The 21,336-nt window shown below is 61.8% G+C and carries 20 protein-coding genes; 7 read left to right on the top strand and 13 right to left on the bottom strand.

Going from position 1 to position 21,336, the window contains the following annotated elements:
• Positions 1-2: 2 nt before the first annotated feature.
• Both hslU and hslV read right to left on the bottom strand, forming a co-directional pair.
• Entirely contained in the window at positions 3-1,310 is a 1,308-nt protein-coding gene (gene hslU, locus FIU94_RS05440) for an ATP-dependent protease ATPase subunit HslU (RefSeq protein ID WP_152464810.1), read from the bottom strand.
• A gap of 234 nt (positions 1,311-1,544) precedes the next feature.
• Positions 1,545-2,102 carry an ATP-dependent protease subunit HslV gene (gene hslV / locus FIU94_RS05445; RefSeq protein ID WP_152464811.1) on the bottom strand — a complete coding sequence of 186 codons (558 nt, stop codon included), beginning with the start codon at positions 2,100-2,102 and terminating at the stop codon, positions 1,545-1,547.
• A 105-nt stretch (positions 2,103-2,207) separates the two neighbouring features.
• Between hslV and FIU94_RS05450 the strand changes: the two genes are divergently transcribed.
• A complete protein-coding gene (locus FIU94_RS05450; protein WP_152464812.1) occupies positions 2,208-3,113 on the top strand; it encodes a hypothetical protein in 906 nt (301 codons plus the stop codon).
• A 47-nt stretch (positions 3,114-3,160) separates the two neighbouring features.
• On the opposite strand, the gene trxA is transcribed toward FIU94_RS05450, so the two are convergent.
• From trxA to regB, 8 genes are all read right to left on the bottom strand, one after another.
• Complete coding sequence (gene trxA, locus FIU94_RS05455; protein ID WP_152464813.1) at positions 3,161-3,481, bottom strand: thioredoxin; 321 nt, start codon at positions 3,479-3,481, stop codon at positions 3,161-3,163.
• Positions 3,482-3,531: 50 nt separating this feature from the next.
• Complete coding sequence (gene addA / locus FIU94_RS05460; RefSeq protein ID WP_152464814.1) at positions 3,532-6,900, bottom strand: double-strand break repair helicase AddA; 3,369 nt, start codon at positions 6,898-6,900, stop codon at positions 3,532-3,534.
• Positions 6,897-9,854 carry a double-strand break repair protein AddB gene (gene addB, locus FIU94_RS05465; RefSeq protein WP_152464815.1) on the bottom strand — a complete coding sequence of 986 codons (2,958 nt, stop codon included), beginning with the start codon at positions 9,852-9,854 and terminating at the stop codon, positions 6,897-6,899. Before addB ends, addA begins: the two co-directional genes overlap by 4 nt.
• Positions 9,847-10,533: a nucleotidyltransferase family protein gene (locus FIU94_RS05470; protein ID WP_152464816.1), complete on the bottom strand. Its 687-nt coding sequence runs from the start codon at positions 10,531-10,533 to the stop codon at positions 9,847-9,849. The genes addB and FIU94_RS05470 overlap by 8 nt, the downstream gene beginning before the upstream one ends.
• Positions 10,530-11,546, bottom strand: coding sequence for an aminoglycoside phosphotransferase family protein (locus tag FIU94_RS05475; RefSeq protein ID WP_254702619.1), 1,017 nt, complete (start codon positions 11,544-11,546; stop codon positions 10,530-10,532). The genes FIU94_RS05470 and FIU94_RS05475 overlap by 4 nt, the downstream gene beginning before the upstream one ends.
• Complete coding sequence (tsaE, locus tag FIU94_RS05480) at positions 11,519-11,986, bottom strand: tRNA (adenosine(37)-N6)-threonylcarbamoyltransferase complex ATPase subunit type 1 TsaE (RefSeq protein WP_152464817.1); 468 nt, start codon at positions 11,984-11,986, stop codon at positions 11,519-11,521. The genes FIU94_RS05475 and tsaE overlap by 28 nt, the downstream gene beginning before the upstream one ends.
• A 46-nt stretch (positions 11,987-12,032) precedes the next feature.
• Positions 12,033-13,514, bottom strand: a complete 1,482-nt coding sequence (locus FIU94_RS05485) for a PAS-domain containing protein (RefSeq protein ID WP_152464818.1) — start codon at positions 13,512-13,514, stop codon at positions 12,033-12,035.
• 102 nt (positions 13,515-13,616) lie between these two features.
• Entirely contained in the window at positions 13,617-14,990 is a 1,374-nt protein-coding gene (regB, locus tag FIU94_RS05490; protein WP_152464819.1) for a sensor histidine kinase RegB, read from the bottom strand.
• Positions 14,991-15,089: 99 nt separating this feature from the next.
• Here regB and FIU94_RS05495 point away from each other — a divergent pair, with 99 nt between their 5' ends.
• Together FIU94_RS05495 and FIU94_RS05500 are read left to right on the top strand one after the other, a co-directional pair.
• Entirely contained in the window at positions 15,090-15,701 is a 612-nt protein-coding gene (locus FIU94_RS05495; RefSeq protein ID WP_152464820.1) for an SCO family protein, read from the top strand.
• A gap of 62 nt (positions 15,702-15,763) precedes the next feature.
• Positions 15,764-16,315, top strand: a complete 552-nt coding sequence (locus FIU94_RS05500) for an ActR/PrrA/RegA family redox response regulator transcription factor (protein ID WP_152464821.1) — start codon at positions 15,764-15,766, stop codon at positions 16,313-16,315.
• A 46-nt stretch (positions 16,316-16,361) separates the two neighbouring features.
• On the opposite strand, the gene FIU94_RS05505 is transcribed toward FIU94_RS05500, so the two are convergent.
• Positions 16,362-16,847, bottom strand: a complete 486-nt coding sequence (locus tag FIU94_RS05505) for a GNAT family N-acetyltransferase (RefSeq protein ID WP_152464822.1) — start codon at positions 16,845-16,847, stop codon at positions 16,362-16,364.
• The gene (locus FIU94_RS05510; RefSeq protein WP_152464823.1) at positions 16,844-17,440 is read right to left on the bottom strand and encodes an HD domain-containing protein; all 597 of its coding nucleotides are present in this window, start codon (positions 17,438-17,440) and stop codon (positions 16,844-16,846) included. The genes FIU94_RS05505 and FIU94_RS05510 overlap by 4 nt, the downstream gene beginning before the upstream one ends.
• Positions 17,441-17,516: 76 nt before the next feature.
• On the opposite strand from FIU94_RS05510, the gene FIU94_RS05515 reads away from it, so the two are divergent.
• The 4 genes from FIU94_RS05515 (at position 17,517) to FIU94_RS05530 (ending at position 20,671) form a co-directional block, all read left to right on the top strand.
• Positions 17,517-17,834: an S-adenosyl-L-homocysteine hydrolase gene (locus FIU94_RS05515; RefSeq protein WP_254702620.1), complete on the top strand. Its 318-nt coding sequence runs from the start codon at positions 17,517-17,519 to the stop codon at positions 17,832-17,834.
• A 77-nt stretch (positions 17,835-17,911) separates the two neighbouring features.
• A complete protein-coding gene (ahcY, locus tag FIU94_RS05520; RefSeq protein WP_152464824.1) occupies positions 17,912-19,300 on the top strand; it encodes an adenosylhomocysteinase in 1,389 nt (462 codons plus the stop codon).
• Between the two features lie 155 nt (positions 19,301-19,455).
• Positions 19,456-20,160 carry a PRC-barrel domain-containing protein gene (locus FIU94_RS05525; RefSeq protein WP_152464825.1) on the top strand — a complete coding sequence of 235 codons (705 nt, stop codon included), beginning with the start codon at positions 19,456-19,458 and terminating at the stop codon, positions 20,158-20,160.
• Between the two features lie 169 nt (positions 20,161-20,329).
• A complete protein-coding gene (locus tag FIU94_RS05530) occupies positions 20,330-20,671 on the top strand; it encodes a DUF2853 family protein (protein ID WP_152464826.1) in 342 nt (113 codons plus the stop codon).
• A gap of 233 nt (positions 20,672-20,904) precedes the next feature.
• On the opposite strand, the gene FIU94_RS05535 is transcribed toward FIU94_RS05530, so the two are convergent.
• Positions 20,905-21,300: a DUF1761 domain-containing protein gene (locus FIU94_RS05535; RefSeq protein ID WP_152464827.1), complete on the bottom strand. Its 396-nt coding sequence runs from the start codon at positions 21,298-21,300 to the stop codon at positions 20,905-20,907.
• Positions 21,301-21,336 lie beyond the last annotated feature (36 nt).

The raw sequence follows: 21,336 nt of genomic DNA on the forward strand, positions 1-21,336 counted from the left end.
CGTCAGAGCACGTAGCGGCTGAGGTCTGCGGACCGGGTCAGCTCCCCAAGGTTCTCCTCGACGAAATCGGCGTTCACCTCGATCTCTTCACCGGCGCGGTCGGGCGCATTGTAGGACAGTTCTTCGAACACCCGTTCCATCACGGTATAGAGCCTGCGGGCACCGATATTCTCGACGGACTGGTTCACATCCGCAGCAATCTTGGCCAATGCCGCGATACCCTCGGGGGTGAAGCTGACCTTGACGTCCTCAGTCCCCATCAGCGCGGTGTATTGCAGCGTCAGCGCGTTGTCGGTTTCCGTCAGGATGCGTACGAAATCTTCTTCGGTGAGGGCGCGCAGTTCGACGCGGATCGGCAGGCGGCCCTGCAGTTCCGGCAACAGATCAGAAGGTTTCGCAATGTGGAACGCGCCGGAGGCGATGAACAGGATATGATCCGTCTTGACCGGTCCGTACTTCGTGCTGACCGTGGTACCTTCGATCAGCGGTAACAGGTCACGCTGCACCCCTTCCCGGCTGACATCGCCGCCGCGGGCATCGGACCGCGCGCAAACCTTGTCGATCTCGTCGAGGAAGACGATGCCGTTCTGCTCGACCGCTTCAATCGCGTTGCGGGTGACGGCCTCGTCATCCAGCAGCTTGTCCGCCTCCTCACCGATCAGGATGTCATAGCTTTGCGCGACAGTCAGGCGTTTCTTGGTCTTGCGACCGCCCATCGCCTTGCCGAACAGATCACCGATGTTCATCATCCCGGCCCCACCGCCCGGCTGGCCCGGAATGTCCATCATCTGGAACGGGTTCGAGCTGTCGGTGACTTCCAGATCAATCACGGTATCGTCCAGTTCGCCGGACTTCAGCTTCTTGCGAAACATCTCGCGCGTGCCGTCACGCGCATCGGTCCCGGCAACGGCGTCGATCACACGGTCCTCGGCGGCCTGATGCGCGGCAGTTTTCACATCTTCACGCATGTATTCGCGGGTCATGGCGATGGAGGAATCCAAGAGGTCGCGGATGATCTGTTCCACGTCCCGCCCGACATACCCGACCTCGGTAAACTTGGTTGCTTCGACCTTGAGGAAAGGCGCACGGGCCAGTTTCGCCAGACGGCGGCTGATCTCTGTCTTGCCGACCCCTGTGGGCCCGATCATCAGGATGTTCTTGGGATAGACCTCGTCGCGCAGGTCGTCGCCAAGTTGCTTGCGCCGCCAGCGGTTGCGCAGCGCCACGGCCACAGCGCGCTTTGCGTCTTTCTGCCCGATGATGAAACGGTCGAGCTCGGAAACGATCTCGCGGGGAGTAAGGTCGGTCATTTTGGCTCCGTGACTGTGTTTCGTTGACATAGGTGTTCGGCCCGGCATTGAAAACCTCGGAGAGTGGATGATTTTTCAGCGGTGACTGCAACGGCGATGGTTATTCCGACGAGACCGGCGCACTCTTCCACGAGTGACCGGCGCCAGCGGCTAGCCATCCGTTTGGACCTGGATATGTCTCAAGGGCGCGGCGCGAAGCGGCATCATGTGACAGGGTGCTGCACGGATGATCCGTCAGCCGCCGATTGCCTCGACGGTGAGATTGCCGTTGGTATAGACACAAATGTCAGATGCGATGGCCATGGCGTCGCGGGCGATCTGCTCCGCATCGCGGTCTGTGTCGTAAAGACCGCGCGCCGCAGCGAGCGCATAGTTGCCGCCGGACCCGATGGCGGCAATGCTGTGCTCCGGTTCCAGCACGTCACCGGCACCGGTGATGACCAGCAGATCCTTGCCATCGGTGACGATCAGCATCGCCTCAAGCTTTTGCAGATACTTGTCCGTGCGCCAGTCCTTGGCCAGTTCAACGCTGGCGCGTTGAAGTTGTCCCGGCGTTGCTTCCAGCTTGGCTTCGAGCCGTTCCAGCAGGGCAAAGGCATCGGCGGTGGAACCCGCAAACCCAGCGACCACATCGAACCCGCCCGGCGACAGCCGACGCACTTTCCGAGCGGTACCCTTGATGACGGTCTGGCCAAGGCTGACCTGTCCGTCGCCCGCTACGACAACCTTGCCGTTCTTGCGCACACCGATAATCGTCGTACCGTGCCAGCCTGGAAATGAATCGTCTGCCATGTTCTTTGTCCTGCGCGTTGCCTTTGGCCTATATGGCCCCCATGAAACGGGCAGACAAGGGGCGGGGCGGCGCTGGGCCGGGTCCGGCCGGATTGGAGAACCCTGATGGCCGAGGACAGAACACTGGTGATCCGGCTTGAGCCGCCGCTGCTGCGCAGCGCGTTGGCGGGGGAGCACAATTTTATCAATCTCATCGCAAGAGTGGCAGAGAACGCCCGCTACAGGGTCGAATTCCGCGACATTCATGAAAAAACGGAACCGGGCTTTACGCACACATTGACCCATATGGCACCTCCGCCCGATGGGCGTGGCCTTGTGTTCAGGCGGGTGTATCAATATCCATTCTGGCAGATCGAAGCGACCGCGGAACGCTGGGACTGGGACGTGGCACGCGCGACGTTCGATCCCGATATGACCGCGCCGGATGCCAAGAGGTTCCATCGTTTCTGGGGCAGACGCCTGTTCGGTCAGGGCCCGGATCAGGCCCGCCGTTCCGGATACGTCTACGTCCCGCTGCAAGGACATCTGACGCGGCGGCGGTCCTTTCAGTCATGCTCCCCGTTCGAGATGATCCGCCACTGCCTGCACTATGACCGTCACCGGCCCGTCGTGGCGACCCTGCATCCAAAGGAAAGCTATTCCCCGCAGGAGCTTTCCCAACTGGAAGAACTGGAGCGTGCGCATCCACGGTTGACCATCGGGCATGGACAGATGGAAACCCACCTGCGGGACTGCGACTATGTCGTCACCCAAAATTCAAGTGCGGCTTTCTTCGGCTACTTCTTTCGAAAACCTGCCATGCTGTTCGGCAAGATAGACTTTCATCATATCGCCGTCCGGGCAGATATCGACAGACTGGAGCATTGTTTCGGTCGTGTCGCCAGCCACGCCCCGGCGTACGAGAAATACGTCTGGTGGTTCTGGCAAGACCGATCCATCAATGCAGGTCGCGAAGATGCAATGCTCAAGATCGAAAACCGGTTCAAACGCTTCGGATGGCCGATGCATTAAGGGCGCCCGAACCGGACGCCCTTTGCAGTTTGATTATCTGGCGTAATTCAGATGGATTCTTCGATCCAGCTTTGCAGTGCCGCCTTGGGGCGCGCACCTGCGATGTTGGACACCACTTCACCATCCTTGAAGATGAACAGCGCGGGGATACCGCGAACACCCATCTGCGCGGGCGAGTTCGGGTTCGAATCCACATCGACCTTCACGATCTTCACCTTGCCGTCCATCTCGGAAGAAAGCTCTTCGAGCGCGGGGCCGATCTGTTTGCAGGGACCGCACCATTCGGCCCAGAAATCCACCACTACCGGGATGGAGGAATTTTTCACTTCGGCGTCGAATGTATCGTCTGTGACCGCGACGGTTGCCATGCTGCTCTCCTGACAGGAATTCGTTTGGGAAATTGAACTGAGACCTGAACCTATGAACGCGGACCCGGCGCGTCAAGATAGGGCAAGCGGTCAAAGGCGGACAACACGATATTGTTTGGCAACCGCATTAGGGTTCTGTCTGCGGTCCAGAGTATGGCGGTTTCAATCTGCCGATCCGGGTAGATGGTGGCGAGCATCCGAACATACGCGCCCATCTGCTGCAGTAGCCCATCCGGGCAATCCTCGATGCTTTGGGGCACAACTCTGTTGGTCTTGTAATCCACCACCAGGACCCTGTCCGGCGACAGCACCAACCGGTCGATGATCCCGTTGAACCGCGCTTCTTCCACCGGCGCGGTCAGCTGGACTTCGGCCAGGGTACCGGGGGCAAAGACGGGGGCGAGCGCCGGGTCGTTCAGCACCGCCAGTGCCTCAGCCTGGGCTGCCTCGTGCATGCGCGGATTCAACCCGGCATGCAGCATTTCCGCCGCAGCGATCGGGCGGGCTTCGACCGACAGATCGACAAGCGTTTCGAGCATCCGGTGCACCAAGACCCCGTAGGCCAGCGCGGCCTCCTGATCCGCGCCAGCCTCGCCCGGCAGGGCCTTTGCGCCGCCAAGGTCGGAAGGCGACCAGACCAGAGGTGGATAGGCAAAGGTGTCGATGCCGCGCAGGAGGGTGGGATTAACCGGGGCCGTCTCGTCCCTGTTGTCGGGCATCGCGACAACCTCTGACCCATGCCAGTCGCCCTCTTCAAAGCGCAGGGTGCCATCGTCATCAACGGGCACCGCATTGACGTGGGACAGGGCCGCTTCGACGATCTGGTACCAGCTTGACCCGTCCTCGGGCAGATCGCCCGCTGCCGCGACCATCAGCCATTTCTCGGCACGTGTCATCGCCACGTAGAGCAGTCGCAGCCGTTCATCGAACTGGGCCTGTTTCATCTCTTCGATGGTCGCGCTCACCCGGTCCGGCATATCGGCGGCCGCGGGTTTCCATACCGGCACGCCGTCCAGAGCAATGATTTCGTCCTTGATGGAGATGGTCCGCTGGCCGGTGTCGGGCAGGATCACGATAGGTGCTTCCAAACCCTTGGAGCCATGGACGGTCATCACCCTGATCTGGTTCGATGCGGAATCGATCTGGCGTTTGATCTCAAGATCATCGGTCTGCATCCACTCGATAAATCCGGTCAGGCTTGGAATCTCGTTCCGCTCGTAAGCAAGCGCCTGGGTCAGCATGGCGTTGACCCCGTCCTCCGCCTCGGGACCCAGGCGGGACAACAGCCGTCTGCGCCCATCATGCCGGGTCAGAATCCGTTCGATCAGGTCATAGGGCCGCAGAAAGTCGATCTGCGCACGCAGGTCGCGCAGTATCTCTATAGTTGGGCTGTGGTCTTCTGTCCGGCCGCGCAGGGCCTGCCAAAGGCTTGGCGCGTTCCGTCGGTGGGCAAGGTCGAACAACGCCTGTTCCGACCAGCCGAACAGCGGCGACTTGAGCGCGGTGGCCAGAGACAGGTCATCGTCGGGCGTTGCCAAAAACGACAGGAGCGCGCCCAGATCCTTGACCGCAAGTTCGGCCCCGACCTTAAGCCGGTCCGCCCCGGCGATGGCCAAACCCTTGGCCTTGCACGCGCGGATGATCTCGGCAAACAAGGCCGAACGGCGCTGGACCAAGATCAGGAAGTCGCCCGGCTGGATGCGGCGGCGGAAATAGCGGCCTTTGTCATCATCCGGGATGTAATGTTCGTTGCGGGTCAGGTCGCTGATACGATCGGCGATTTTCTCTGCCAGTATCACGGTATGATGACGCGCACTGCGGCGGTCCACGGGGTCGGTCCAGGGCCGGTCTTCGTCTGCTTTGGCCTTCTCGACCAGCGGCCACAGGTCTACCCGGCCCGGCAGCGCGTCCTTGAAAGCCAGATGCGCGGTCGGATTGGCGAAACCAAAGGGCTGACGCGGGTCGAAAGCAGTGTCTACAAGGCGTAAAATGGCGCTGGAGGATCGAAAGGAATAGTCAAGGCTGCGGTGCTGAAACACCTTTCCCGCCGCATCGAAAGCCGCGCCGAAACTGGATCCCTTATGGTCGAATTCACGAGGGTCGGCACCCTGGAATGAATAGATCGACTGTTTCTTGTCGCCGACAACGAAAAGCGTGCGGTCCACATCGGGTCTGGCGCCCTGGCCGCTGTTGAATTCGTCCGCCAGTTTCTCGATCACTTCCCACTGGCGGGGGGATGTATCCTGTGCCTCGTCCACCAGAATATGGTCGATGCCGCCATCGATGCGGTACAGCACCCAGGCGGCAACGGCGGGATCGTTCAGCAATGCGCGCGCCTTGTCGATCAGGTCGTCGAAGTCGAGCCAGCCGCGCAGTTGTTTGGCGGTCTCGTAGCGGGTCAGGAATTCCCGCGCGAAGCGGTGCAGCACCTCGGACCGGTTGGCCAGTTCCAGCGCAAGGCGGGCAGGGCGGGCCGCCTCTACCCGCTGCATCAGATCGTCCAGCGCGGGCATATGTGCCGCGATGACCTCTTGGGTGGGCTTTGTCGGAAAGCTGCCGATCTTGGCGGTGAACGGGGATTTTCCGCTCTTTGTCAGCAGAACACCCTCCAGCGCGAGCAGCGCGGACAGGTCGAGGGTTTCAATCGCCCGCAAAGCTTCCCCGGCCTTGCCGTCGTTGCCGCCCTTGGCCAGAAGATACGGGATAATGTCCGATAACAGTGCCTGTTCACCGCCCAGAAAGACCGAAGATTCGATCCGCTCCTGGGTCAGGTCGGCGGGTTGGTCCAGCAGGTCCAGAAGCGTCTTCCGACTGATGTCGCCCCCGAACCGGTCACGCATGCCGACGATCCGGCGCGTCAGCCCGGCAAAGTCTTCGCCAGTGTAAAACCGCGCGACCGGTGCGATGTGATCCGATGCGCTGTCCGACGCCATGCGGTCCACGATCTCGGCCCGCAAGAGATCCGCCGCGCGGTCCTCGACTTCCTTGAACTGCGGGCTGACGCCCGCCTCCAGCGGAAACCGCCGCAACAGGGACGCACAGAAAGAGTGGATCGTCTGGATTTTCAGACCACCGGGCGTTTCGATTGCCAGCGCGAACAGCGTCCGCGCCTTGCGCAGGTCAACGGGGGTCAACGCCGTCTCGATCCCCAGCTGCGCCATGGCGCTACGCAGGTCATCGTCCTTCAGCATCGCCCATTCGCCCAGGCGCCGGAACAGCCGGTTCTGCATCTCTGACGCGGCGGCCTTGGTATAGGTCAGGCAGAGAATCTTGTCAGGTTGCACATTGTTCAGCAGCAACCGTGCGACGCGGTCGGTCAGCACGCGGGTCTTGCCCGACCCGGCATTCGCCGCCAGCCAGGTTGACGCATCGGGGCGTGCCGCATCGATCTGCGCGCGGGTGGCGTCGTCAAAGATCATGTCAGATCCTCGGCTGTCGATATTGTGGTGCCGTCCCATTCTCCGAAACGTGCCAGCTGGTCGTAATCTCCTGACGCATCATCGGTCTTGACCAGACGTCTGGAGGTATACCCCTGATTAGGGTCGAAGTAGTGCTGTATCAGCGACCGAAGCCCGGCCATCACCACGGCTGGCGGTTCGTCTTCCAGCGGTGCGGGCACCTCGACCGGTTTGCTGCCCAGCCCGATGAAGGCCGCCCGCGCAACCGGTGCGGCGCCGACTTTGGCAAATCCGCCCTCTTCGATCATTGCCGCTTCGATCAGCAGCTGCTTGTCAAAGTGGGTCTGCTCTTTCTTGCTGGGTGGCGTGCCGGTCTTGTAATCGTAGATCAACGCCTCTCCATTTGCGTTCATGTCGATCCGGTCGGCGTAGCCGGTTAGTGTGAAGCCCAGATCCTCGAACAGATGGACGCCCTTGGCTGCCTTCTCGAAACTGACCGGCGTGGCGTCTGCCTGACGCAGCCTTTCCTGCGCGATGAACCAGTCTGCGACCCGTTCGATTCGCGCCAGCCACATCGCCCGCGCAGCAGGCCAGGGCGCGGCTTCGGACAGAACGTCGCGCGAGGTTTCCAGCAACGCTGCCTTCGTCAGTCGGGCAGGATCGGCGCGCACCTGTTTGACGAACCGTTCCATAATCTCGTGAAGCGCGATACCGCGGACCGGGGCATCGGGCGACTGGACCAACGGATTGATGGGGCGCAGACGCAGGGTGTGTTTGGCGTAAATGGCGTAAGGATCGCGGATCAGTCGCTTGATCTCTGTCACCGACAGCGCGTGTGGCCGTGCGGCGGGCGGTGGCCGGGGCGAGGGGCGTACCGCGGGCGGAACCCGCTCTATCGCTTCCAGCGCAGTGACCTGTCCAAGCCAAACCGCGCCGCGGTTGCGCATGGCCTCCCACGCCTGCGGTCCGTTCTGCTCCGGGAGACCGCGCAGCAGATTTTCGAGCCGGTTCAGCCAGCGGGACGGCACGGTTTCAGCTTCGTCCGAACGGATCGACCGGCTGAGCCAGACCTCAGGCGCGGCGATGGCCTGCTGATAGTCATGCGCTGACAGCCCGATACGGCGCTCTGGCAGCAGCAGCCCGGCCTGCAGTCGCATCTGGCGGTTCAGCCAGGGGTCCGGGGCCGGAGATTCCGGCCAGGTGCCATCGTTCAGACCGCCGAGGATCACAAGGTCGGCCCCCTGCACACGCGCTTCCAGCGTGCCCCAGATCATCACACCGGGATAGGCGCCTTCGACATCCCGTACCTCCTGTTCCGACAGAAGCGCCGCGATCAGATCCGCATAGTCCCGCGCGGAAAGGCTACCGCCGTGGTCCGCCTCTGCCGCCAGACTGTCCATCAGCGCCCGGGCCGCGCGGCCTGCGGCCTGTTTCCACAGCTCGGACGCGGTGTCCGGCGACCTGCCAGCGGCAATACGCTCGGCCAATTTCACATGGGTTTCGGTCCAGTTGGCGAGGCTGCGGTCATCGCCGTCCTGACGGTTACAGAAGGTATCGCAGACCCATGCTGCCCAATCGCTGAAATCAGCCGGGTCGGACAGGCGGTCCGCGATCCTGCGTGTGACCACGGCCAGGCCGGCCGGATCGGGATAGGGCAGGCCGTCGCGTCTGATCTGCATTTCCAGTCGCTGGGTATGCAGTTGGTGGGTGTTTCGTCCTGCCGCGCTGTGGGTCAGGGGGTGCTTCAGCAGGGTAAGCAGCGCCGCCGCGTCCAGCTGCCGGACCATCAGATCGGCGACATGGCGCAGGAACCTGCCCGGAGGCGACAGTTGCAACGGCGTTCCGGCACTGTCGTCCGGCAGGATGTTCCACCGGTCCAGCGCGGATGTAACCTGACGGGTCAGCATCCGGTCCGGCGTGATCAAGGCTGCCGTCTTGCCCTCTTCCACGGCGACGCGCAGACGCGCTGCGATGGCCTGCGCCTCGATCCGGGGGGTCGGGGCCTCGATCAGGGTCATGTTTTCGGTCGGCGCGCGCAGGTCGCCCAGTGTCGGCCCCTCGGTCAGCCAGGCATGGGTGACAGGGGCCGGTCGCAGCGACAGCGAGACAAGCGCGTTACGGGCGGCGCTGGGCGGTGCGGTCCCGCACCAGGGATGGATGTCGCCGCGCGGCAGGTCGAGCGCGCGCATCAGGGCATGGAAACGGTATTGCGGATGATCCTCGGCGATGGTTTCGCGGTCCAGCTCCTGCCAGACCGCGGTCGGCATCTCAAAATCGAAACCCGGCAGCACAACGGCCCCCTGCGGCAGACGAGAGACGGCCTGCATCAGCATGGCAGTTGTCCCGCGGGAGCCTGTCGAACCGGCCAGGATCACGGGACCCTGCGGTGGTGCATCCTGCCACTTTCTGACAAGATCAATTACGATGCTCCTCTGCCGGGCCTCGGTGTCCGGCGTGCTCACGGTCTGGTCGAGGTATTGCTGTGCAAGCGCCAGAAATTGCTGCGCGCGGGCCCAGTGACCTGACTGGTCGCTGACGTCCAGTGCCGCGACGCTGCTGGCTGAAACCCCTTCGCCCTGCATCTCGTCCATCAGCGTGGCAAGGCTGTTGGCCAGATCGTAAAGCGAACTGCGGGGGGCAAGGGCCGGATCCGCGTCAAGCAGGCCCGAGACCAGATTTGTCAGCTCCAGCCGTTTCCGCAGGGGTGATATGATGGCTGGCGCGGCAAGGCCGGGCAGCAGGTGGCCAAGTTCCGTGATCAGCGAAATGCGGGGCAGGAACCCCGGCGGCCCGGCATCGAAAACCTCTTTCAACCGGTGCCGCGTCCGCTGGCTGTTCACGATCAGCGTGACCCTGGTGATCGCCTCGGGCGGCTGATCGGCCAGTCTTTCCCGGATGCCGGCAATCAGTCCGGCCGGAAAATCCACGCCGGGCGCCAACCCGAAAACGCGCGGTTTGTCCTCAGGCTCAAACACCGGCGGCGGCCAGCATATCTTCGGCCACGCCGATGCCGGCGGGATGGCCCACATCGCACCAGGAGCCGGGATAACGCAGCCCGAACAGCCGACCGCGTTCGTGCATCATATCCCACAGCCGGTTGAGCGAGAATACCCGCTCCGGGATCTGGGGCAGCAGGGTCGTCTTGACGATCTGGACGCCGCCAAACAGCAGGCCGGGACCACGGGTCAATCTGCCATCGGGTTCAAGCGTGAAATCCCCGGCACCGTCGTAGCCTCTGGCCTGTTGCAGCGGAATGGCGATTAGCAGGGCGTCCATCTGCTCAGGCTTCCAGGCCTGGCGCAAAAGGTTGATCGGGTTCGGACCTGCCCAGATCGCATCGGTGTTCATCGTGACCACGGTGTCCTGCCCCAGGGTAGGCCCGGCATTGCGCAGCCCACCGCCCGTGTCCAGAATATCGGGCTGCTCGCGCAGTGTGATTACTTCGGTGCCCGCCAGGTGGCGTTCCAGCTGTTCCGCCTTGTAGTGCAGGTTCGCAACGATGGGTGCGCATCCTGCGTCCCGACCCAGGGCAAGCGCGTGATCGACCAGCGGCTTTCCCGCCACTTGGATCAATGGCTTGGGCCTGTCGTCGGTCAGCGGTTTCATTCGCGTGCCGAAGCCTGCGGCGAACAACATCAGGGGCAGGGCGGTCATCTGGCTTTCAACTGCTCCAGGAAATCGGGTGTCGGGTCCGGCAGGGCCGCAAGCGCCCGCGCCACCGGTGCAAGGTCGGGGTGGGCGAGGTTGCGTTTCACATACTCCCAGACCCGCGGCACAAGATCAACATACGATGGCTTGCCGTCGCGCTTGGCCAGGCGGGCGAAGATGCCCAGAATGCGCAGGTTGCGCTGAAGCCCGAGAGCCGCGTAATCGCGTCTGAATTCAGCTTCATCGACATGGGTGCGGGACAGATAATACTCCAGCATTTCAGTCTTTGTTTCGGGCGAAACGTCCCGTCTTGCGTCTTGCAGGACTGACACGAGATCATAGGCGCGATGTCCGGACAGCGCATCCTGAAAATCCAGCAGACCAACCCGCGCGACGCCATGTCTGTCGGGTAGCCACAACAGGTTCTGGGCGTGGTAATCCCGCAGGATCGTCACCCGTGGGGCCGCGGCCACCAGTTCCGCACAGGGACGGAAAGCGGCGTGAAAGGCGGCGCGGTCGGTGGCGTCTTCCCGGTGCAGATACCATTCGAAAAACGGGTCGGTCATGTCGATCAGCCAATCGGCGTCACATGGCGGCAAAGGCAAAATGTCGGCGGCGTGGAGGGCAATCAGCACATCCACGGCCGCGCGGTAGAGCGGCGTCTCGGTCGTCGGATCCTGCTGCATCAACCGCGCAAACAGCCCGTCGCCCAGATCTTCGAGCAGGAGGAAACCGGTCGATTCATCGGCGGCCAGAACCTCCGGCGCACTCAGACCAATGCGGCGCAGGTGCGCCGCCACGTGGACAAAGGGGCGGGTGTCTTCTCCGGTCTCGGGAGGGGCATCCATCAGAATCGCTGTGCCGCCTTCTGCGCGCGTCAGCCTGTCATAGGCTCGGTTGGAAGCATCACCAGCGATGCGGACGCGAGAGGAATCTTGCCAGCCGCAGGAGGCGAGAAACCGGTCTGCCAACGTCTGGCGGGCGGGGGACGTCACCATGCCGTCAACCTGTCTGTCCATTTGTCGTCCTGCCATTCGGCGAGGATTGTTCGGGCATCTGGTGTCGGACCGGGCGTAATTTTCAACGACAGGGCCGATGGGGGCGCAAGGTTGCCCAGCCTGTCCGGCCATTCGACCAGGCAGATCGCGGTTTCGAAGGCGTCGATCAGACCCAGCTCTTCGACTTCCTGCACCGCGCCGAGCCGATAGAGGTCGGCGTGCCAGATCTCCGCGGCGGGGGTCTCGTAGGTCTGGACCAGGGTGAAGGTGGGCGAAGGCACGTCTTCGGGGAAGGGCAGCATGGATTGGATCGCAGCACGGGCGAAATGCGTTTTGCCGGTCCCGACCTCCCCGGTCAGCAGGATGACATCGCCGGGGGTCAAGCCGCGGGCCAGTCGCACGGCGTAGCGTGCGGTCTGTTCCGCGTTGGCAGGGGAAAGGCTGCGGGATCGGGTGGTCATGGTGCATGCATAACCAAGGCTTCATCGGCTGCAAGACAAAACGCTGTCAGGTGGTCGGGGCGCAGACCTTGTCCAGCCGCCGGAATTTGACCATCGTCGCACCCGATGCGATTGGCTCGGAAACGCAGGACAGTCTTTGGCCGTCGGTCATCGTGATGGTTCCGGCCTCGGAGCTGCGGTGCCTTCCGGCGTCCGGCAGATTCAGAAGATTTGACCAGGTCAGATCCGTCGTCGCCCCACGGCGCCAGAGTGCCACGCAGTCGGCGATGCTGATGTCGGCAAACGCCGTATCCGGGTTCTGATGCCACAACGCACGGTAGGCGCTGTTGCAATAGGTCAGCGTGCCCGAGGGCGAGAAGACCGCGATGCAGTCCTCGACGCGGTCAAGCAGGTGTTGGGTCAGCTCCAGCTCTGCGCGGAAGTTTCGTGTCAGGCTGACCTCTGCGCTGATGTCCTCGAACAAGAAGACGGTTGCGCCGTCCGGATGCGGCCGCCCCTGAACGGAGTAGGTCCGGCCATCTTCGAGCGACCAGGTTTCGTGATAGCGGCCATCGGCAGCGGCCAGGACAAGCTCCGCAATTTCCTGGCGCCAGTTTTCGTAGTTCTTCGGCTCGGGCATCCGTCTGTTTTCGCGCAGTTGGTCGAAAAAGGACAACAGGTTGGGCCGCGCGCTGAGAAACTCTGCCGGAAGGCCGGAAAGATCCAGCAGCGCGGGATTGAACAGGACAAGCTGTTCGTCCCGGTTGAAGATCGCCAGACCGATCGGCAGATGGGCAAAGGTCTTGGCCAGTGTCTGGACGAACCTGCGCTGCGCCTCTTCGGCCTCGACCAGGGCGTCGATTGAGGTCGCATGGTGAATGATGACGTCGTCATATTCCTGCGCGGTGACGTCGAACCATGCCGAGGCCGCACGCCCGGCGCCCGTCAGCGCCACCCGGCGGTTGTCCGACCCTTCCTTCGGGTCGAAAAGGTGATCGTCACGCCGGGGTTTCCTTCGGTGAATGTCCTTGAACAGACTTTCGTAAGCCGCGTTGTGCCATGTAACCTGACCTCTGCGGTTTGTCTGCCAACAGGCATGGGGCGTGCTTTCAACCGCGCGGCGCAATGCTGCGGTGCCGTGATCGGTCACTGCCCCGCCCGGCGGTCGACGGTCGATACAAGTCACCCAGCACAGCGACCCGCGCCAGGAAATCTCGACCTCGTGCAGATCGTCGTTTTCGTCCGCGCGAAGAGTAACGCGGCCCGCTTCGCCCGTGGCGGGGTGGTCGGGAAAGTCTGGAAACCGGTCCCTCAGCGTGTCACGCAGATCGTCCCAAAGGTGCGCGCCTGGCATCAACGCAAAACGCCGCAACGCTGTGGCCGTGGCGTGATGCAGGATGCCATCGTCAAACAGCATCGCCAGCGGTTCCTCGACGAAAACGTCGGGTGGCGTGTGGTTCCGCTGTGCCCGGCCCAGCCAATACACGGCCGCCAAAGCGGCGAAAGCGGCGATGGTGGCAACGAAAAGAATTTCGGCCGGAGACAGCACAACACGTTCCAGTCCGGTTATGAAAACATGCCGGAACTCTCGACCTGTTTGATTAACACTTGGTTAAGATCACGAAGGGCCGGCCCCTGTACTTTCAGGCTCTCAGGCTGTGATGCGCTGGTTCTCTCCCAGCGGTCCGGTCTGGGCGGGTGTCTTGATCACCAATTGGCTGACCGGCCAGATCACCTCCACCACCGCGCCTGTCAGCGGATGCTCCGGCCCATTGGCAAAGCGAAGCTGCGCGCCCGAGCGTTCCAGCAGGGTCTTGGCGATGAACAGGCCCAGACCCATCCCTTCGTATTCCGGTCGTGCCCCCATGATCCGGCTCACCTTGCGCTGGCGGACAAAGGGGTCGCCGATGCGTCCGATCACATCCGGTGGAAAACCGGGGCCGTCGTCGATGATCCGGACGGAAATGAAACGATCTGACCAGTCGGTCTCAATCCAGACTGTCTCACGGGCGAAATCGACGCCGTTCTGGATAAGGTTGCGCAGACCGTGGATGATCTCGGGCTTGCGCTGAATGGTCGGCTGATCGCGGGCGCCGTCATGGTGCGGCGCGTGTTGACGGATGACATTGATGCCGCGGTCCACATGCGGCTCTGCCGCCTCGGCCACCACGGCCTCCAGCGGGGCATGACGCAGGTGCAGGTCGTCCTTTCCGGCGCGGCCCATGTCGCGCAGGATATCCCGGCAGCGGTCGGCCTGATCCCGGATCAGCGCGGCATCCTCTGCCAGCTCCGGCTGATCCTTGAGGTCGTTCAGCAGCTCGGAACTGGTCAGTTTGATCGTCGCGAGCGGGGTGCCCAGCTCATGCGCTGCCGCGGCGACGACACCGCCGAGGTCGGTCAGCTTCTGCTCGCGAGCGAGCGCCATCTGGGTGGCGGCCAGCGCATCCCCCATCGAATGCACTTCCGAGGTGACACGCCGGGAATAGGCACTGGTGAAGATGATCGCGATGAGCAGCGCGGTCCACTGGCCAAAGATGAACAGCGCCGGAATTTTCAGAACCTCACCTTCACCGTTGATCAGGGGCAGGTAGCTGAAGCCAAGGACGCTGACCAGCACGATGGCGGTCGTGCACAGCAGCACGGTTGACCGCAGGCTGAGCGCCGTGGCCGAGATGGTGACTGGCCCCAGCAACAGCAGGGAGAAGGGATTGTTCAGCCCCCCGGTCAAGTACAGGAGGAAGGCGATCTGGAGCAGGTCGAACATGATCATGCCCAGGTTTTCCCGCTCTGTCAGGCGCTTGTTTTCGGGGAATACGAACGTCGCTATCAGGTTGCCGATGATCGAGACGCCAACGGCAAAGTAGCACAGGCTAAGCGCCAGTTGCAGGCCGAACATGACCTGCGCCACCGTGATCGCCACCAGTTGCCCGATGATCGCCACCCAGCGCAGCAAGATCATCGTGCGCAGACGGATCCAGTTTGCCCGGGTGCGCCCGGATATGGGGCGGATATTGGCCTGCGTCATCAGCGCACCTTTCGCTCATTGGGCGTTGCATGTCAGAAAATCTAGCGTAGGTCTGCAACCGGATCCGATCAAGGCGCCCGATTGGCGCAGGAGAACACGATGAAACGAACACTCGCACTCTCAGCTTTGGCCATTGCGGCGGTATTTCTGGGGGGGACCTATTGGCTGACGGCCCGCACGTCCGACGCGGATCGTTTCGCGCAATGCCGTAGCTCAACGGTGGCAGGCGAAATTGGCGGGCCCTTCGAACTGGTCAACGCCAGGGGAGAGACGGTCACAGACAAGGATGTGGTCACGGAACCCACGCTGATATACTTTGGCTACACCTTCTGCCCCGACGTCTGCCCGCTGGACGTGGACCGGAATGCTCAGGCGGTCGAAATTCTGGAGGACCGCGGCAAGATGGTCACGCCGGTCTTCATTTCCATCGACCCCGCGCGGGACACGCCGGATGTGGTGGGTGAGTTCGCAGAGGCGATGCACCCCCGGATGATCGGACTGACCGGGTCGGACACGCAGGTAAAACAGGCCAGCCAGGCGTACCGCACCTACTACAAGGCGCATCCGCCGGAGGATGGCACCTATCTCGTGGATCACTCGACTTTCAGCTATCTGGTGATGCCGGATGCGGGTTTCGTGGACTACTTCCGGCGCGAGCTGCGCCCCGAGGAACTGGCTGACAAGGTGCAGTGTTTCGTAGACAATGCCTGAGCGTTTGACCGTTTGACCAAACGGATCATATGGTGTGACAGAGCAAAGGCAGAGCGTGCTACATGACTGAAACCGATCACGATCTCGGCCCCGACCGGACGCTGCTTCTTGTCGACGATGATGAGCCGTTTCTGCGCCGTCTGGCCAAGGCCATGGAAAAGCGTGGTTTCGAGGTCGAGACGGCGGACAGCGTGGCAGGGGGCAAAGCAATCGTCACCGCAAGGCCGCCGGCCTATGCGGTCATCGACCTTCGGCTGGAGGACGGCAACGGGCTTGACGTGGTCGAGGCGCTGCGGGAGCGTCGTGAGGACGCGCGCGTCGTCGTGCTGACGGGATACGGTGCCATCGCCACCGCCGTCGCTGCGGTCAAGATCGGCGCCACGGACTATCTGTCGAAACCTGCCGATGCGAACGACATCACCCATGCCCTGCTGGCAACGGGCGACCACATGCCGCCACCCCCGGAAAACCCGATGAGCGCGGATCGCGTGCGGTGGGAACACATCCAGAGGGTTTATGAGCTGTGCGACCGCAACGTGTCTGAAACGGCGCGGCGGCTGAACATGCACCGGCGCACCTTGCAGCGTATTCTCGCAAAACGGTCACCGCGCTGAAAACCGGCCTGTGACCTCGCTGTTCCGACGGATGCGCCCTTGCTGGTCAAAGGTCGTAGCGTTTGAGTTTCTTGTCGACGACCTGTCCGTCCGACATTCGGTGGCCTTCTATGACGCCGTAATCCTGAAACCCACGGCTTTGATAGTAGATCAGCCCGCCTTCGTTGTCCGCACGGATATTGGCGTTGATCCAGAGATAGCCCAAGGCCCTGGCCGCTGTGCGGGTCGCCTCGAACAGGGCAGACCCTATTCCCAGACCGGTCTGGCCGATCTGGACGAAGGTTGCGATGTTGGCGGCTTCCGGCGGCAATGACGCATCGGGCTCGATCCATTGAAAGCCGACGATCCGCTCATCCGCGTCGACAGCGACGTGCCATGCGCTGCGCGGCGGATCGAAAGCGATCCATTCCGCGATGTCCTGTGCTGTCACCGGGCGGGCCAGCGCCGTTGTCCCACCGGCGGCGATGATCTGGTTCAGCAGCCGCGCCATATCGGCGGTATCCAGTGTGAGCGGCGGGCGCACCCTGATCATGACATCTGCTCCAGCAAGGCGGCATGGCGCGCCGTGAAGGCAACCCGGGTTTCGACGGCACTGCGCAGGACGATATCCAGCCCTTCGACGACGGACGGGTCGGGCTGGCCAAAGAACTTTTTCGCCTCAGCAGCCGAGAACCCGGCGATCTGCGTCGCCTCCATATAGGCGCTGATCTTGTCCGCCTTCTTGATCTGTTTCTTGACCGTGGCGGGCAGGGCCGCCGGCAGCCCGAACCGGATGCGGATGGCAGCGGTCAACCGTTCGTCCAGCGCGCCGTAACCCGGACCGACTGCTGCTTTGACCGGCGATATCATGTCGCCGATCACATATTCAGGCGCATCGTGAAGCAATGCGGCCAATCGCCATTTTGCCGGAGCCTGCGGATTGATCCTGCCGAACAATGTTTCGACCAGCAAGGAATGCTCTGCCACGGAATAGGCGTGATCACCCTGCGTCTGGCCGTTCCACCGGGCCACAAAAGCCAGTCCGTGAGCGATATCCTCAATCTCGACGTCCATCGGGGTCGGATCCAACAGATCGAGCCTGCGTCCGGAAAGCATGCGCTGCCATGCGCGGGGCTGTTGTGCCATTGGGCCGGTCTCCATCCATCTGACAGTGTTGGAACTTTCTGTTCGCCGGACGGTTCTATCCGCGAAGGAGACGATCATGAAACCCATTATTTCGACGCTTTTCATGGCAGCTGCTCTTGGGCTTGCCGCACAATCAGCAAGCGCGCAGAGCGAGGGCACTCAGGACGTTTGCATGCCCGCGGCCGAGATGAAGGCTTCGCTGGTCGACTGGTACGGTGAGCGGCCGGTGGCCGAACCTTCGCAGGACGGGGAACAGATGTGGGCCTCGGACCGGTCCGGGACATGGACGATGGTCAAGCTTCTGGCGGACGGCAATGCCTGTGTGATTGCCCAGGGAGAAAACTGGATGGCCGGAGTCGAAGCCCCCGAACAGCTGGCTTTGCTGGACGATTGAGCACTGCCACCGAAGCGTGTTGAGAAGCCCATGAAATGATGCTACTCGCCCTCTAAACAAGGTTTTAGAGGTGTTTCATGGCCAAAGACTATATCGTTAAGGACATAAATCTTGCGGCCTATGGCCGCAAGGAACTGGATATCGCGGAAACAGAAATGCCGGGCCTGATGGCCTGCCGCGAAGAATATGGTGAAAGCAAGCCGCTGAGCGGCGCGCGCATCGTCGGCTCGCTGCACATGACGATCCAGACCGCTGTTCTGATTGAAACGCTTGTGGCGCTGGGTGCGGATGTGCGCTGGGCGTCCTGCAACATCTTCTCCACTCAGGACCATGCTGCCGCAGCAATTGCCGAAGGCGGAACGCCGGTTTTCGCGATCAAGGGCCAGAGCCTCGAAGAGCATTGGGATTACCTCGACAAATCGTTCCTGTTCGATGACGGCCCGAACATGATCCTGGACGATGGTGGCGATGCGACGCTGTATGTTCTGCTGGGCGCGCGCGCCGAGGCGGGCGAGGACGTGATCCCGGTGCCGCAGTCCGAAGAAGAGGAAGTGATCAAGAAGCAGATCGCCAAGCGGATGAAGGAAAGCCCCGGCTGGTTCACCAAAGTGCGTGACCAGATCAAAGGCGTTTCCGAAGAGACCACGACAGGTGTTCATCGCCTTTATGATCTGCACAAGAAGGGTCAGCTGCCGTTCCCCGCGATCAACGTGAACGACAGTGTGACCAAATCGAAGTTCGACAACAAGTACGGCTGCAAGGAATCGCTGGTCGACGGCATCCGCCGCGCAACGGACACCATGATGGCGGGCAAGGTTGCCGTGGTCATGGGCTACGGCGATGTTGGCAAGGGGTCCGCCGCGTCGCTGGCGGGTGCCGGTGCCCGCGTGAAGGTGACTGAAGTCGATCCGATCTGTGCGCTGCAGGCCGCGATGGACGGTTTCGAAGTCACCACGCTGGAAGATGTGGTCGCCACCGCTGACATCTTTATCACCACCACCGGCAACAAGGATGTGATCCGCATCGAGCACATGCGCGAGATGAAGGACATGGCCATCGTCGGCAACATCGGCCACTTCGACAACGAGATCCAGGTCGCTGCCCTGAAGAACCACAAGTGGACCAACATCAAGGAACAGGTGGACATGATCGAGATGCCGAATGGCAATCGTCTGATCCTGCTGTCCGAAGGCCGTCTGCTCAACCTCGGCAACGCGACGGGCCATCCGTCCTTTGTGATGTCAGCATCCTTTACGAACCAGGTTCTGGCGCAGATTGAACTCTGGACCAAGGGCGACGAATACAAGCCCGGCGTTTATATCCTGCCCAAGCATCTGGACGAGAAGGTTGCGCGTCTGCACCTTGATCGGATCGGGGTCAAACTGAGCAAGCTGAGCCCCGATCAGGCCGCTTATATCGGCGTGACACCTGAGGGTCCGTTCAAGCCGGAACACTACCGGTACTAAGCTCCACCACCTTTACGCGACAGACAGCGCCGCCCCGCACACAGCAGGGCGGCGCTTTCTTGCTGGTTTGTCGTTACATTATTTTGGCATGGAACCATGCTTTCGCGGCAACGGTTTTGTCTTCAAATCAGACCTGCAACTTAAAGGAGACAGCCATGAAGCTTGTCACGCTGAGAACTACCGTCGCTGCAATTGCGATTACCTCCGCCGCTTCCGCATGGGCACAGTCGGACTTGAATGCCGACGCAAACGCAGACGCATCGGCCGATGTGGAAACGTCGACCACCGTGGACAACGCACTGGAAAACAGCGGTGACGCCATTGAGAGCACCGCTGACGCACTGGGCGATGCTATTGAGGACACGAGCCAGGCCATCGCGGATGGTGCCGAAGATGCCTATGAGGCAACGGAAGACACCGCAGAGGCGGCTACCGAAGACACGAATGCCGAAGCAGATGCGAATGTGACCGCCGAGACCGACACAGAGGTGACTGAAACAGACAGCACTGCCACGGCGGACGCGCAGTCCGAGCAGGTCGCGCCCGATGCCGAAATGGTCGACGGCTTTTCCGGCATGACCGTTGCCGATATCGTCGGCCAATCGGTTGTCGAAGCCAATGGTCGCACCGTCGGCGACGTGGACCATGTGATCAGGAATGGTGATGAGATCGCCGTCGTCATCGGCATGGGCGGTTTCCTCGGGATCGGACAGCATGATGTGGCTGTCCCGCTCAGCCAAGTGACGCAGGGTGCCGACGGCACACTTCAGCTGTCCGACACCACGGAAGAGGAACTGAACCTGATGCCGGAAGTGGACCTGGACGCCGCGACCGAACTTTCTGCAGATCAGTCGATCTGAACCGCAGAACAGAGCTGAAGCCTACGGAAAAGGAGGGTGCCGCAGGGCGCCCTCCTTGTTGCGTCGGGAACAGGGACGAAATTTTCACTTTGTCGGGTCCGGATATGCCGGTACGGTCGCCTTGGGTCGGTTACGACCGGAATTGAAGTCCAAGGTGGGAGAGATACGAATGGGAAAACGTGACGAATGGATCGCCAAATACGCGGATGATCTGAAGAACAAATGCGGCATGACACCTGACATGGATCTGCTCACGAAGGTGACGATCGGTTGCGGTCCGTCCATCTATGACGCGGACGCCCAGACTGTCGCCAGCAGCCAAGAAAGCGAGCTGGAGCTGGTGAAGAAGAACTTTCTCATGAAGAAGCTCGGCCTGCCGGATGGACCGAACCTGATGGAAGCCATTCATTCGGTTGTCGAAACCTATGGCAAATCCGAGCGGAACAAATACCGCGCCGTGATCTACTACATGCTGACCAAGCATTTCGGGAAAGAAGCGGTTTACGGCTGATTAGTGCCGATACAACAGAGACTTGACGCCCGCTTGGTTAAGCGGACGTTTCGTTTTTGCGCCGGATTGCGCGGTTGATTTTGTTGATCTGATCCATGTTTCAGGGTAGCTTCCAATCATCGGCCAGGACGGCCAGAACAGATTTCCATACGTGTGCCGGGGTAAGGGAGCGCACGGGGTGAGAAGGGTTCTGGCTTTCGTGTCGGAACCCTTTTTCTGTTTTGCACGCCGCCTCAGAACAGCGTCAGCACCAGCCCGATCACTGCACAGCCCAGCGTCGCATAGCCCCCGTCTATCAGCGTGAGCCGAAGAGGCCGCCCGGCATAGGCGTTATTGATCATGATCCAGGGGCTGATGAAGAACAGCCCGACACCAAGGCCGGACACCAGCCCTTCGCCGGGCAGGTGGATCCCGGACAGGGCAAAGATGTGCCGCATCATGCCCGCTACAAGCAGCATTGCGACAGCGGAAAGCACGAAAGGCAGGGCCGAGCCGTTGCCCTCGGGCTTGCCATCGGGCCCAACCTTGATGCCTGCTGCCGCCATCCACGGTTTCGCCAACAACATGTACCAGACCGCGCCAACGGCAAAACCTGCAGCGGCAGCGGCGATCACAGCCAGATAACCCATTGAACCCTCCTCTTGCCTGCGGTGCTCGCCGTTGTC

This window comes from Sulfitobacter sp. THAF37, assembly GCF_009363555.1.
Lineage (GTDB): Bacteria > Pseudomonadota > Alphaproteobacteria > Rhodobacterales > Rhodobacteraceae > Sulfitobacter.

Excerpts from the sequence above, each read along its gene's own strand:
- FIU94_RS05475 (WP_254702619.1), bottom strand. The coding sequence starts at position 11,546 with ATGGACAGACAGGTTGACGGCATGGTGACGTCCCCCGCCCGCCAGACG.
- trxA (WP_152464813.1), bottom strand. The coding sequence starts at position 3,481 with ATGGCAACCGTCGCGGTCACAGACGATACATTCGACGCCGAAGTGAAA.
- FIU94_RS05515 (WP_254702620.1), top strand. The coding sequence starts at position 17,517 with ATGAAACCCATTATTTCGACGCTTTTCATGGCAGCTGCTCTTGGGCTT.
- hslV (WP_152464811.1), bottom strand. The coding sequence starts at position 2,102 with ATGGCAGACGATTCATTTCCAGGCTGGCACGGTACGACGATTATCGGT.
- FIU94_RS05510 (WP_152464823.1), bottom strand. The coding sequence starts at position 17,440 with ATGGCACAACAGCCCCGCGCATGGCAGCGCATGCTTTCCGGACGCAGG.
- hslU (WP_152464810.1), bottom strand. The coding sequence starts at position 1,310 with ATGACCGACCTTACTCCCCGCGAGATCGTTTCCGAGCTCGACCGTTTC.
- FIU94_RS05535 (WP_152464827.1), bottom strand. The coding sequence starts at position 21,300 with ATGGGTTATCTGGCTGTGATCGCCGCTGCCGCTGCAGGTTTTGCCGTT.
- FIU94_RS05505 (WP_152464822.1), bottom strand. The coding sequence starts at position 16,847 with ATGATCAGGGTGCGCCCGCCGCTCACACTGGATACCGCCGATATGGCG.
- FIU94_RS05525 (WP_152464825.1), top strand. The coding sequence starts at position 19,456 with ATGAAGCTTGTCACGCTGAGAACTACCGTCGCTGCAATTGCGATTACC.
- FIU94_RS05500 (WP_152464821.1), top strand. The coding sequence starts at position 15,764 with ATGACTGAAACCGATCACGATCTCGGCCCCGACCGGACGCTGCTTCTT.
- addA (WP_152464814.1), bottom strand. The coding sequence starts at position 6,900 with ATGATCTTTGACGACGCCACCCGCGCGCAGATCGATGCGGCACGCCCC.
- ahcY (WP_152464824.1), top strand. The coding sequence starts at position 17,912 with ATGGCCAAAGACTATATCGTTAAGGACATAAATCTTGCGGCCTATGGC.
- FIU94_RS05495 (WP_152464820.1), top strand. The coding sequence starts at position 15,090 with ATGAAACGAACACTCGCACTCTCAGCTTTGGCCATTGCGGCGGTATTT.
- FIU94_RS05530 (WP_152464826.1), top strand. The coding sequence starts at position 20,330 with ATGGGAAAACGTGACGAATGGATCGCCAAATACGCGGATGATCTGAAG.
- regB (WP_152464819.1), bottom strand. The coding sequence starts at position 14,990 with ATGACGCAGGCCAATATCCGCCCCATATCCGGGCGCACCCGGGCAAAC.
- tsaE (WP_152464817.1), bottom strand. The coding sequence starts at position 11,986 with ATGACCACCCGATCCCGCAGCCTTTCCCCTGCCAACGCGGAACAGACC.
- FIU94_RS05450 (WP_152464812.1), top strand. The coding sequence starts at position 2,208 with ATGGCCGAGGACAGAACACTGGTGATCCGGCTTGAGCCGCCGCTGCTG.
- FIU94_RS05470 (WP_152464816.1), bottom strand. The coding sequence starts at position 10,533 with ATGACCGCCCTGCCCCTGATGTTGTTCGCCGCAGGCTTCGGCACGCGA.